At 38.9% G+C, this 14,557-nt stretch carries 7 protein-coding genes; all 7 read right to left on the bottom strand.

The genetic code is table 11. The features are described 5' to 3' along the window. Positions 1-40 precede the first annotated feature (40 nt). A complete protein-coding gene (locus ACGE0T_RS05265; RefSeq protein ID WP_459189488.1) occupies positions 41-2,761 on the bottom strand; it encodes a family 78 glycoside hydrolase catalytic domain in 2,721 nt (906 codons plus the stop codon). Beyond that, positions 2,758-5,034 carry a GH92 family glycosyl hydrolase gene (locus ACGE0T_RS05260; RefSeq protein WP_459189487.1) on the bottom strand — a complete coding sequence of 759 codons (2,277 nt, stop codon included), beginning with the start codon at positions 5,032-5,034 and terminating at the stop codon, positions 2,758-2,760. The genes ACGE0T_RS05265 and ACGE0T_RS05260 overlap by 4 nt, the downstream gene beginning before the upstream one ends. 32 nt (positions 5,035-5,066) lie before the next feature. Then, a complete protein-coding gene (locus tag ACGE0T_RS05255) occupies positions 5,067-6,509 on the bottom strand; it encodes a sulfatase family protein (protein ID WP_459189486.1) in 1,443 nt (480 codons plus the stop codon). Between the two features lie 42 nt (positions 6,510-6,551). Beyond that, positions 6,552-8,105 (bottom strand): sulfatase family protein, encoded by a 1,554-nt coding sequence (locus ACGE0T_RS05250; RefSeq protein ID WP_459189485.1) that lies wholly within the window; start codon positions 8,103-8,105, stop codon positions 6,552-6,554. Positions 8,106-8,120: 15 nt separating this feature from the next. Further along, positions 8,121-9,557 (bottom strand): sulfatase family protein, encoded by a 1,437-nt coding sequence (locus tag ACGE0T_RS05245; RefSeq protein WP_459189484.1) that lies wholly within the window; start codon positions 9,555-9,557, stop codon positions 8,121-8,123. 182 nt (positions 9,558-9,739) lie between these two features. Further along, the gene (locus ACGE0T_RS05240; RefSeq protein ID WP_459189483.1) at positions 9,740-11,491 is read right to left on the bottom strand and encodes a RagB/SusD family nutrient uptake outer membrane protein; all 1,752 of its coding nucleotides are present in this window, start codon (positions 11,489-11,491) and stop codon (positions 9,740-9,742) included. Positions 11,492-11,505: 14 nt separating this feature from the next. Then, positions 11,506-14,556, bottom strand: coding sequence for a SusC/RagA family TonB-linked outer membrane protein (locus tag ACGE0T_RS05235; RefSeq protein ID WP_459189482.1), 3,051 nt, complete (start codon positions 14,554-14,556; stop codon positions 11,506-11,508). Position 14,557: the final 1 nt, after the last annotated feature.

Raw genomic sequence — 14,557 nt, 5'->3', positions numbered from 1 at the left:
CCTCTTCTTTTGCAAATTACACAAATAGCTCTTAAAAATTCTATTTATACGGTCTCACATAAAAAGTATATTTCCCTGATTGTAAAGAAAAAGATAATTTCCCCTCTTTTTTCTGAATCCCGGAAATGGATGAACAGTTTTCCAATGATTTGTTATCATAAATAAAAACATGTTCTTCTTCCTTACACAAAAGTTCTACACAGGTTGAGGTATTAGCAGGAATAATAAATGAATAAACTATTTCATCCTTACTTTTTTTCCAACTTGAATAGATTTCCCCATGAATCGAATGATAAGAAGCTTCGACAAAATCCAATCCGTCAGAAGGAAGAACCGGCTTTATATGTACACGCTTAAATCCGGGATTATCAGGAATATAATTGATACCAGCCAATGTTTTCATCATCCAGGCAGAAACTTCACCTAAAAAAACATGATTTAATGATTGGGAATCATCAACAGTCCATCCTTCCATTAACGTAGTTGCTTGTTTTTTCGTAATCCAATATCCCCATGATGGAAATTCTGTTTTAGTCACCATACGATAAGCAATATCCTGATAGCCATATGCTGTCAGCATATTTAATACAGCTTTACTCCCAAACAGGCCAAAATCCAAAAAGTAATTATTTTTAATTACCGACTCTGCCAAAACGGAAGCTACTTTCTTTTCATCTCCCTCCGGCACAATTCCTGCAAATAAAGTAAGTCCCTGAGAGGTTTGACTTCCATTTGCATATTTCCCGGATTGCTTGTCATAATACTTTTTATTAATTGCCCGTTTAATCGTATCGGCAGATAACTCATATCTCTCAGCCTCATCCAAAAATCCATTAAGTTGACAAGATTTTGCCATCAACTTATTCATCATATAATAATAGCAAGAAGATGTAAGTTCCAACGGAGTTTTCGTTTTCAATTGTCCCCAATCCCATAAACGAATATTTAACAGGTGCCCCACAGCCTTTTTATTTATGAAAGACAAGTATTTTTTATAATAAGGATAAGATTCTTTTAACAAGGCAGAGTCGCCATAATACATATATATTTCGTTCGGTATTCCAAAAAATGCAATATCCCAAGCAGGATTTCCTCCGGAATATCCCCATGTTCCTGTCGGAACGATATCGGGTAATTGTCCGTCATTTGTTTGTGCATCATAAAAATCCCGAATCCATTTCTCATACAGGGTAATCCCGTCATAATTAAACAAAGCATGTTCTATGGCAACATAAGCATCTGCCGTCCAACCGTTTTTTTCCCGCGTTGGACAATCGGTCGGTATACTATGCAGGTTACCCACATAGGAAGCGTTAGTTGCATTATATATCTTATTTAATAATTCATTTGAACAAGAAAAAGAGGCTGTTGAATTCAAATCCGTATAAACAACCAATCCCTCTACCGACTGAATATCCATCTCTATCGGCTTATCTGATATAATTTCAACATATTGAAAGCCATGATAAGTAAAACGAGGTATATATTCCTCCTGCCGACCACCGGCAAGAATATAAGAATCTGTTTGTAGCTCCTCTATCTGTAATTCCGGATTAAAAAAATAATCAATATTAGAAATATCCACACGCCCGTCAGGATAAAGTTTTTCTCCATGCTTCATTCGTATCTTTGTTCCAGGTATGCCTTCAAAAACAAATTTACAGAAACCGGCTATATTCCTCCCCAAATCATATACATACATACCCGGCCCCAGCTTCTTACAGGAAACAGGAGATATACGTTCTTTTATCCGAATCGGAGGCATTGTCTGTGCAACAACACGGGCAGACGGACAATCCACTAACTTTACAGATTTCCACTTTGATGCATTAAAGTTACTTTTATTCCAATTCTGTTGTTCCTTTCTTGCATCATAATATTCTCCGCTGTAAAGATTATTATACATAATAGCCCCCAAAGTGCATTTCCAAGAAGAATCGGACACAATCCATTCCGTTTTTCCAGATTCATACTCCACGCATATATTGAGAATAAAAGAAGGCCGGTTCCGCCAGGGAGCTTTATGAAAATCCCATGCAGCCTGAGACTGGATATTATACCATCCATTACCTAAAATCACTCCGAATGTATTTTCTCCGGAATTAAGATAAGATGTTATATCATAAGTTACATACAAAGCAGTCTTATCAAATCGCGCATAGGCCGGATCTAAAATATGATTACCTATTTTTTCTCCATTTGCATATAGTTCATAGTACCCCAAACCGCAAATATAAGCGCGTGCTTTACGAACTTTATCTTGTAATTCCACTGTTTTACGAAACAAAGGAGCACGTTTCAACTCTTTATCCAAAGAATCTGTAATCCACGAACCTTTCCATTCCCCACCCAAACCGGTCTCCCAGTTTGCAATGTCAGAATCCGGCATTTTCTTTTTATTCTTATCCCAACAACGGACTTTCCAATAATATTTTGTCCGCGGTACACATACGATGTCCGGAACTATCTGTGTAGAATAAGAAGATACTATTTTACCTGAATCCCAAAGGATAGACTTATTATGCGCCAAAGAAGCCGAATCTTCTGATATAAGAATCTGGTAGGCATACTGACAGCCCTTTTCCCGGACATCTTTTATCTGCCAGGAAAGACGTGGAGAAATCACATCCAATCCGATCGGATTCTGTAAATACTCGGCTCTCAAATTGACAGCACCGGTCTTTTCAATTTGGGTTGCTGCATTATTTTTAAGAGGGGAAAGACTAATCAATAAAAGCAATATCAGTTTTATGTATTTCATCTGCTATTTCCATTATTTGATAAAGAATATGGGAAGTTTCTCTTTCCTGAAGTGATGTCCTTTAAAGGCCTTTCTCCCATTTCCAAAAGCAACACGCCTCCTTTCATTATATCCTTATGAGTAATATACCAAGGAGAATATTGACTATTATTCATTTTCTTGTCCCGAATATAAACAGATGAGGCTATATTGTCCGGAGCTTCTATTTTAAACGTCTTTCCATTCTCCAAATGAAGTTTTACTGTTCGGAAAAGTGGACTGCCTAACACATATTCTCCCGTACCGGGACACACCGGATAAAATCCCAAAGCACTAAAAAGATACCAGGAAGATGTTTGTCCATTATCCTCATCCCCGCAATATCCATCCGGAGTATAGTTATAAAGCCTATTCATTATTTTACGAACTAACCGTTGGGTTTTCCACGGTTGATTTCCATAAACATACAAATAAGAAACATGTTGTGCCGGCTGATTCCCATGGGCATACTGTCCCATACTGGCAGCATGCATTTCAGCTATTTCATTAAAATAACGTCCATACAGCGGACTGCTAAGCGGAGCGATAAAAATAGAATCAAGACGATTGGTAAATGCTTTATCCCCTCCCATCAAATCAATCAACCCTTGCACATCGTGAAAAACACTCCAGGTATATTGCCATGCATTCCCTTCTGTAAAAGGCCCGCCCCATAAATAACCGTTAAAAGGTTCATACCAACTGCCATCGGATTTACGAGGACGCATAAAACCAGTCGAAGCATCATACGAATTTACATAATTCTTTGCCCGGGTTGCAAAAAAAGCCTGTTCATCGGACTTTCCTAATAAACCGGCAAGAGTCATTATACAAAAATCATCATACGCATACTCCAGCGACATAGAAGTTGACTGTTCATATTCCGGATAAGGAATATATCCTTTTTCATTATAGGCCTGAAAACCATACCGTCCCATATAAGGAACCGGTGCCTTTTCAAAACAATCCTTTTTAACGGCTTCATATGCCTTTTGTACATCAAAGTCTGTAATCCCTTTTTTATAAGCATCTGCAATAAGAGATACGGCATGTGAGCCAATCATCGAGTTCCGATATCCCGGACTGGACCAACTGGGAAGCCATCCCCCTTCTTCAAAAGTATTTACAAGGGATTGCATTATTTCCGTACTGACAGAAGGGAACATCATTGTCAGCCAAGGATGCAAAGAGCGAAACGTATCCCATAAACCATTGTCGGTATACATATACCCCTTATGCACTTTTCCATCATACGGACTATAATGGACTGGTACCCCTTTTTCATCATATTCATAAAATTTACGTGGAAATAAAGATGTACGATAAAAATTTGAATAAAAAGTCTTGAGTTGTTCTTCTGTTCCGCCATCTATTTCTATTCGACCCAAATGCTCAGACCAGACTGCCTTAGTTTCGTTTTTTACCTCAACAAACGTTTTGCTTCCTATTTCTGAAAACAAATTCCGTTCAGCCTGCTCCTGAGATATAAAGGAAGAAGATACCCTGGCATGAATCTGTTTAATATCCTTTGAAAATTGAACATATCCTCCTGCATACTCTTCTTTCAATTCTTGTTGCCCAGCGAAAAGTTCTTTCCGGTTCCAGACACCAAAACCAGTAAACTCCTGATCAAAATCGATTATAAAATAATTGGCAAAATTATCAGGCGTCCCTCCATTACTATTTTTGCAAAATCCGATTATTCTTTTTTCTTCCGGAACAATCTTTACATAAGCCCCTTTATGATATGCGTCAAGAACGATATAGCGGCTATCTTTTTTATCAAAAGTAAATTTCAAAAAGCCGCATCTTTCCGTTGCCGTAATTTCTGCCAATATTTCATCTTCCTGCAATTTTACCGAATAATAATAAGGGGTTGCCGTTTCCTCGGCATGTGAAAACGATTGGGCTCTTTCTGAATCCTTTACACGAAGTTCACCGGAAACCGGCATTATACTGAAGGTTCCATAGTCCCCAATCCACGGACTTGGTAGATGCGTCTGACGAAATCCCCTGATTGAATCGGAATTATATGTATATATCCAGTTATCATCCATCATTCCCGTTTGAGGAGTCCAAAAATTCATACCCCACGGGCACGTAACAGCAGGATAAGTATTCCCATGAGAAAAACTTCTATTATTATTCGTCCCTATTAACGCATTTACATAATCAACCGGATTCTTCGCCTCCGCATTTTCAAAGAAAAAGCTATACGACAAAATCAAAAACACAAATAAGATTCTATTTTTCATGATATCATTATATTTATAATAAAAATAAAGCATTAAGGCGTATATTCTACTGTTCCCCATTTATTTACTTTATATCCCCATTTTTCTATATATTTCTCACCCGGCAAAAACTCGTCATTCTTTTCTGATAATAAACGTGCCAATAAACCATCTAACTGCAAACGTATTTCTGTATATCCCTCATCCTGTACAAGATTAGTTTGCTGATACGGATCCTTCCTGTTATCATATAAAAGCCAGGGACCATTCAAATCTTTTACATAGGTATACCTTTTGGTCCGTACTCCGCGATATTCCCGTCCGCCACTACGCCGTTCCCATTCACCAAAAGGGGTTATACATTCAATCAAAGTGCCTTCTATTCTATCTTTTTTTTCACCTTTCAGTATAGGATAGATATTTTTACCTTCCACTGCATCCGGAATCGGCAAACCGGACATAGCTAATAAAGTCGGCATAATATCCACCGAATTAAATAACGTATCTACAGTTCTTCCTTTATTACCGAAATCAGTAGGGTATTTTAGTAAAAACGGGACAAGGATAGACTCATCATAAGGTTGCTGTTTTCGTTGTAACCCCTGAGAGCCTAACATATCTCCATGGTCCGATGTCAAGACAAAAATGGTATTTTTATCTATACCGCATTGTTTTATTGTCTTCTGTAATTGCCCGACACATGAATCCATGGCAGAGATATGTGCATAATATCCTTTCAAATCTTTAATAGCACGACCTTTACAAGCGTCCGGTACATTGGGTCTTAGCTTAATATCTTTGTCTCTGTATAACTTCTGATATTCTTCCGGTGCCGAATCATACGGGTTATGAGGAGGTCCCCATGACAAAAATAAAACAAACGGTTTTTCTTTCCGGGAATACTCTTCTATATACCGGCATGCATCATTGGTCTGTGCCGTCACATCATACCCCTCCCACCATTTAGGCGAACTATCATTATTATCATAATACTGGGATTTATTATAATCATGTGTACATTCCAGTACTTTAAAATAATCAAATCCCTGTCTATTCGATTCAGGAATATAATTACTTCTCCCGTTTCCATTAATATGCCATTTTCCGACATACCCCGTATTATATCCTGCCGATTTATATACTTTCCCTATCGACTTTGCTTCCGGATTCAACTGTACATCATTTAAAAACAATCCGTGACTCTGAGCATATTGTCCTGTTAACAAAGTTGCCCGATAAGGGGTAGACACCGGCATACATGAGACTGCATATCTAAAATTAATGCTTTCCGAGGCCAACCTGTCTATATTGGGGGTATATATATCCGTATTTCCGGCATACCCCGTATCCTGTGCACGCCATTGGTCTGCAAAAACAAAAACCAGATTCGGACGTTTCTTTTTTCCAAAGCTCAAAGCATGTATAGTAGGCGGAAACAATAATACTCCAGCCGCTACCCCTGCTTTCCGAATAAAATCCCTTCGTGTTAATTTCATGATTTACCTCCTGTCTATTTCAATAACTTAGTTATTGTCTTCCTACCAAAAATATCCCTTATTCAACTCCTGCATTTCGGGATATGCAGTATCTTCATCTTCGTATTGTTTTTTCAATTCCAATAATTCTAATTTTAACTTCTTTATTAGCTTTTGTGATGCAGGTTGATGATAGATATTATTCATCTCGCAGGGATCTTTCTTCAAATCATACAATTCCCACTCAGGTTCTAAAGGTTTGTTACTCGTACCTGTTTTACCTAACGACCGGGCATAATAATAAACCAACTTGTAACGTTCCGTCCTGATTCCATAATTGGCAGTTGCATTATGTGCCCCGTCCGCATGTTGCCAATAACGGTAATACATCGATTTACGCCAACCGGCAACCCGTTTTCCCTGTAAGTTTTTCCTGAAACTTTTACCTTGCATTTGTTTAGGCAGAGGTATATTAGCATAATCAAGAAACAATGGAGCAAAATCGACATTTAAGATGATATCATCATTCACTGTTTTAGGTACAATTTCTTTAGGATACCGGATTAAAAAAGGCATTCTCAATGATTCTTCATGCATTAAACGCTTATCGAACCACCCATGTTCGCCCAAGAAAAAACCCTGATCACCCGTATAAACTACAACTGTATTTTCCGTCAGCCCATTATCATCCAGATATTTCAATATGCGTCCTACATTTTCATCAACACCCGCAACACAGCGCAAATAGTCTTTTATGTAACGTTGATATATCCAGTGTCTCTTTTCTTCTACAGATAAACCAGACGGCACCGGCTCATTTTTTAAATCTATATGATTCATAAATTCCAGTCCCATTCTAATTTCTTTGCTAAATTTACCTTTACCTTCATAAGCATCCAATAAATTATCCGGTTCGGGCACTTCCACATCTTTTAGTAAATCTTTAAAGCGGGCAGCCGGTTTCCAAGGTCTATGAGGCGCTTTAAAATGACACATCAGGAAAAAGGGTTTCTCCTTATCCACAGATGATAAATACCGGATAGCCTCTTCACCGATTATATCAGTTGAATGCCCTTGATTTTTCGTCGGCTTCGGTCCGCCATTCTTTCCTGCATGCCAATCCCCTTTCTTTATTAACCCGGGATTATCGTAAACACCTTGCCCGGGTAGCACATAGTAATAATCAAATCCTGCAGGCTCCGAACCCAAATGCCATTTACCGATAACAGCCGTTTGATAGCCCTGGTCATGCAGATAAGTAGCAGAAGTAGGCAAACAACTATCCAAACTATCCGCCAATGTATAAACCCCATTCTTCTGGCTATACTGTCCTGTAAGAATACAGGCTCTACTCGGAGTACTGATTGAATTAGTAACGAAACAATTCTTTAAAATCGCTCCTTCCCTGGCTAACCGATCTATATTCGGCGTAGGAAGCACGGTCGACAACAAACCTCCATAAGCACTAACAGCTTGTGAAGTATGATCGTCAGACATAATGAAAAGAATATTAGGAAGCTTTTTCTTTTCAACAGATTGTGCATAAACAGTACTAACCTGCAATGAACAGATAGATGCACAAAGAAGTATATTATTATATTGTATTTTACATCTCATAAACATTTCAGTATTTTAGTCAACCCATAAAGGAGGACGCGCCATAAATAAAGGAAAACCCGTAATTCTGTCGTTCTGATCACCTCTACGATTTTTCCACCAAGGATGATCTTTTGTTTCTTTTTGCCATTTAATCATTTGATCTGCCAGTTTACGACCCGGAGCCTTATATTTTTCCATATCCGCTACATTATTCAATTCGTCAGGATCAGCTTCCAGATCATATATTTCAACCATTGCCCTCGGACAGGCAAAAATCTGGCTTTGTTCCTTTTTTAATGTTCCGTTGCGTTGTTCATTCTTCAAATCATACCAACTCAAGCTGGTGCTCAAGTCCATGGAGGTTCCATGAGGTAATTCATAATAAGCATTATAAATCAATTTATATTTTTCAGACCGGACACAACGAATATACTCGTCTGTATCGTGCCAGTTCCGTTCGGAAAAAACATATTCGCGCCCTCTCTTTGACGAATCGAACAACAAATCCTTGAATCCTCTTCCATACATGCACTCCGGAATATTTATGCCGGCAAGATCCAATAAAGTCGGAGCCAGGTCAATCGTACTGATCAAGCCATTTTTATGAACAGAGCCCGGAATTATCCGATTATTCCACATAAAGATCAAAGGTGTCTGGATTCCGGAATCATATAAAGTTCCTTTAGCCCTTGGAAATGGCATTCCGTTATCACTCAAAAAAACGATAATCGTATTTTCCAACAGGTTACGTTTCTCCAATTCGGCCATCATTTTTCCTATGTCTCCATCCATCCGGGATATTTCATTATAATAATCTGCCAAATCACGACGGGTATCCGGCGCATCAACCAAATAAGGAGGAACCGTAACATGATCCGGTGAATTTCTCTGATCGCATTTGTTGCGATTATAAGGTCTGTGAGGATCGATAAAGCCGACCCACAAGAAAAAAGGAGAATCCTTCGTTTCATCCAAAAAGCGACTATAATTCATATACAACTGATCATTTAACGGTCCTTGGTCCGGTAAGTATCCCCCTTTTATAATCGTATCGAATTGCTTGTCTCCATTTGGTCCCCAATGGGTTTTCAACATGCATGCGGTGTTATATCCTGCCTGTTTAAAATAATAAGGCATCATTTTTGTCTTATCATCAATCCCAGTATGTAAATCCTGTGTTCCGATCGTATGTGCAAACATTCCAGTCATCATACTGGTTCTTGAAGGACTGGATTGCGGAGAGGTAAGAAACGCATTTTGAAAACGCATTCCTCTTTCCGCCAATTTATCGATGTTAGGAGTAGATATATTTCTATTGCCATAACAGCCATAGTCCATACCTGCATCATCTGCTATGAAAACAACTATATTAGGCTGGTTATTCTTACTATTCTGCTGTGCATATCCCTGACAGGACACAGACATGGTAACAAGAGTAACTGCACATTTACCTAAAAAAATATTTTTCATTATTCGTATGTTTAATTATTCCTTACCTATTTAATAAAAGGAGGCTTTTCTCACTTCATTTTTATACTGTGAGAATTTTTTCTCATCCAAGCGAGAAAAAATTCTCATCAGCATGAAACTCTATTCTCATCGGAATGAGAATAAATAGTATACATCAACTACACACAAAGAACTTCTTCAACCTACCAGCCAGGATTTTGTTCATAGCTGCCATTTGCTACTTGCTCAAATGGAATGGGCATTAAAAACATTTTCGGAGCTTCAAACACCCTGTCGCGCTTTTCACGGCTATAAGTCAACTTCCCTTTCTCATCTTTTTCTATAACCTGAAGCCATACCTGTTTTTGTGAATCCGCGTCTTTCCAATGTCTCACATCCCAGAACCGGTGTTCCTCAAAAGCAAGCTCAATACGCCGCTCGCGTTTAATACGGGTTCTCATTTCATCTTTACCCAAACCGGATGGTAGTGCCGGTTGCATAGCCCTGTCGCGAATCTGGTCGATCGCCCATTTGGCTGTTTTTCCATTTCCTAAACCGTCCACCTCCGGTCCGAAAGCTTCGTTCATTGCTTCGGCATAATTCAACAAGACTTCGGCATAACGAATAATCGGATAATTATGGTCCGCCAACTCCGACTTTTTAGGATCAATTGTCACATCCACAAACTTACGTAAATAAAAACCGGTATTCACATAAGTCGAATTATAATCTTTTCCATCAACGACCTTGGTACCAGCCTTCCCTCTAAATGTTTCAATCTTTTGTCCTCTATAGTCCGCCCCGTTATAAAAAATAGAAGCATAAAAACGTTGGTCCCTGTTCTTATACGGATCTTGTTCATTATAACCCGAACCTGCCTCATGAATACTTTTACCGTTTTTCATCTCATAATCATCCACCAAATCCAAGGTAGGTAACGAATAGCCTGCCACAGCACTATTAGCAGCCAAAAAACGTTTAGGCAACTGACGCAACTCGCAATTCTTATCCTGAGGCTTCATATAAGACAGTATTACTTCATCATTCACACGAGTCACAAAAAACTTCTCATAACTACTCTTTTTATCTTTAGCTTCAATGTGTAATCCGTAGCCATTCGCTTCAGCAAGTTTGATTGCCTCGGCATTTGCTTCGGCTGCCACCCTCCATTTTCCCTCATCATATTCACCCGCAACAATTCGGTTTGTATTTTGAGGATCGTTGAACAAAGGACGGGCTGCATACAAGAGGGTACGTCCCTTTATTGCTTTCGCCGCAACGGATGTCGCACGTCCATATTCCTCCGGTTCCGTAAAACGATAATTAGCAGGCAGTACCATAGCTGCCGAGTCCAATTGGTCCACTATATACTTTATCGTTTCATCAAATGTACTTCGCGGCATATATAATTCCGGGCTGGAAGAATTTAACGGAATATTAATAATAGGAACCCCTCCGTACGACCGGGCCAAATCCGCATAAGCAAAAGCTCGTAAAAAACGGGCTTCTTCCTTTAATCGCTTTTTCTCTTCTTCGGTCATACCTGTTTGAACATTAACGGGAACCTTATCTATATTTTGTATAAACGTATTTGCAGGACGTATAGAAGTCCATCCTTGGGCCCATCCCGGAAGTTCCGTGGGAATATTGACAGCATTCCAGGTTCCTTCATTAAACCATAATGCCTGCGTCAACATACCTATCGGTCCTTGCTGTCCTTCATCCGTACAGCATCCCAGATAAACAGGAGTCTTTGCAAAGGAAAAACGAGCATATCCTTTAGGTAACCGGCTATATACGTTTGCTATATATTTACGGGCATAAATACCATCCGAAAAGATTTTCTCCTCTGTCATATCTCCCGACTCTGCTTTATCCAATAATCCTACACCATCTTGCTGACAAGCAGACAGTCCCAATATTGACATTAAAAAGTATATATAATATTTTTTCATATTGCTACCTGTTTTTAAAATTGGAAATTAAAACCTAACGTATACTGTGCCATTTGAGGATAGTTGTACCCACGTTCCTGCTCCGTTTCCGGGTCAAAATTCTTAACATAGTCGAATGTTAACAAATTCGTTCCGCTAACAAAAACACGTAAACGGGAAATGCCTGCTTTGCTAAGCAACGTTTTTGGGAAAGTATATCCTATCTCTAAATTTTTAAGCCTGAGATAATCACCTTTTTTCAACCAAAAATCAGATTTACGATGGTTATTCGGGAAATTTCCATTATGTAAACGAGGATAAGTTGCCGTATCCCAAGTTGAAGGATCTTCGGGATTAAAACGATTCAAATGCATTTCCTGTACATTGCCTCCATCCATAAATTCCCAAACCGCACCATAAGCAAAATATGCGGAGAATTGGGCTGCGCCTTGCCACAGCATGCTAAAATCCAACCCATTCCATTCAAATCCGGCTGATAATCCGAACTGAATTCGTGGAACATTGCTATAACCAATCGGGCATTCGTCATACCCATTAATGACACCGTCATTATTCAAATCCTGGTATTTCAAGTCCCCAATTTTAACATCTCCAAACTGTTTCGGACTGGCATCTATTTCTTCCTGACTTTTAAACATTCCAAGACAAACCAAACCAAAATGTTGTCCTAACGATTGTCCTGTCGTAGCCATCCAGTCATACAACTGGGGAGACTCACCTTTAAAAAGAACTTTGTTCCGTGCATATGAAACATTCCCTTTAACATAATAATTAAACTTGTTAATATTATCCGAATAACCAAGTTCCAACTCACCACCCTGATTCCTTACTTTACCTATGTTTTCCGGAGGCAACCCTATTCCTAAAACATTGGGGATAGACTGATTGGTCAATAATATATCCCGTCTGTCTTCTCTAAAATAATCGGCGCTCACGGTCAGTTTGCCTTTCAATAAACGCAGGTCGATACCCACATTGCTTTTTCTGGCACGTTCCCATGTTACCAGCTCATTGCCTAACCTTCCTTCCGTATAACCATTTAAAGCCTGAGGGGTCGTTCCAAAATTATAATTACCAAAATTAGCATTGCCCGGATTATAAATATGCTGATAGAGATATGCCTGACCGCCTAATTTATCATTCCCTACTTCTCCATAAGATCCTCTAATCTTAAAAAAGTCTACAAACGGAACATTCTCTTTCCAGAATTTTTCTTCGGAAATCACCCAGCCAGCAGAAAATGCAGGGAATAAAGCATAACGATGTCCTTCTGCAAATTGATTGGATCCGTTATAGCCCATATTAATTTCTCCCAGATATTTGTTCTTAAAACTATAGGTTAACCGACCGACAAAGCCCAGATACCCGGAAGGTACAGCTGCCTTAGATATATATTGGGTTTGGTTATACAGGGCCAAAGCCGTTACTTTATGCGGTCCAAAATCCCTTGCATAATTTAAAGAGGCTTCCAGATAAATTCGTTGATAATCATCCAATGTCTGCGTTGACAAAGAGGGCAAAACTTCCTCTGTCATAATCGATTTATCATACTCTCCAAATTTAGTATATCGTACAGTATATGGGCATTCTGTCAACGTTTGACTTGAAGATTCAAAAGCTGTAATACCGGCCATAGCTTTTACAGACAACCCCTTCGTCACAAAATCAAGTTTCTGATTTAATTTAAAATTACCTTCCAAGACATCATTATTTACATGATAATATCCTCCTCTTTCTATAATTTGAAGTGGATTTCTCATGCCTGTACCTATCGGGTCCATACTACCGGCTCCATAAGTTCCATCCGGATTCTTCAAGGTCATAAAGTTAGCCGGCTGACGCATCAGTACTTCAAATAAGTTATTCGATTCAGGGCCACTATCAAATGAAAGCCTGTTTTTCATACCAATATTATGCCTGGAACGTAATGAGGTACTCAAATCCACACTCACCTGAGTCGTTTTTGTTACTGTAAAATCCAGATTCGAACGTAAGTTCACCCGTTTATAATTGGCATTCGTACTATAATCCGTATTATCATATTGCTTATAAATACCATCCTGATATAGAAAACCGGCAGAAACAAAATACTTGACAAAATCCGTACCGCCACGAACATTGAGATTCACTTGTGCCTGAGGGGTATATTTTTTCAAGAACATATCAAGCAAATCATTATTAGGATGGGTAAAAGGAGAATCACCCAATAAATAATGCTGTAAATCTTCATCACTTGAATAATCATACGAGTTTATATCACCGCCGTCATTACGAATCGCTTCATTTTTCAATAGCGCAAAATTATAGGCATCCAAAGGCTTGGGTAAACGAATCGGCGACTGTACTGCGACAGAAGTATTCAATGAAACCACCGGTTTATTTTTCATACCTCGTTTTGTTGTTACCAATATGACCCCGTTCGCTCCCCGGACTCCATATACTGCCGTAGCAGAAGCATCTTTCATAACAGAAAATGATTCTATATCCTCCGGATCGATCTGGTCAAAGCTACGTTCCACCCCATCTACTAAAATCAGCGGAGTCGCATCATTCATCGTAGCCATACCTCTGACATATATTTTAGAATCATCTGCACCGGGGCGACCGGAAACCATCTTCGTCATCACTCCCGAAATACGTCCGGCTATTGCATTACTTAAATTTGCGGAAGCACTTTGTTTCAAATCATCCGCTTTTACAGATGAGATAGCTCCAACTACAGACTCTTTTTTCTGTGTACCATAACCTATGACCACGATTTCATCAAGCTCCGAAACCTTAGGCTCCAGATTCACATTCAAAACCTTTTGATTCTGGACCTTTACCTCTTTCGTTTCATAACTGACATAAGAAAAAACCAGAATGTCTCCCTTATTAACTGATAGTGAGAATTTTCCGTCCAAATCAGAAATAGTAGCCTTATTTGTTCCTTTTACAACAATATTAACACCAACCAACTCTATATCAGCTTCATCACTTACACGTCCGGAAACTGTTGTTTGCTGTGCAAAAAGTTGAAATGTAAACAAACAGAAAATAATTATTAATGTAGTTATATTTTTCATA

The sequence above is a fragment of the Parabacteroides sp. APC149_11_2_Y6 genome (assembly GCF_054506995.1).
Note: the sequence above shows the minus strand (reverse complement) of the source record. Positions and strands in the feature narration are given on the sequence as shown.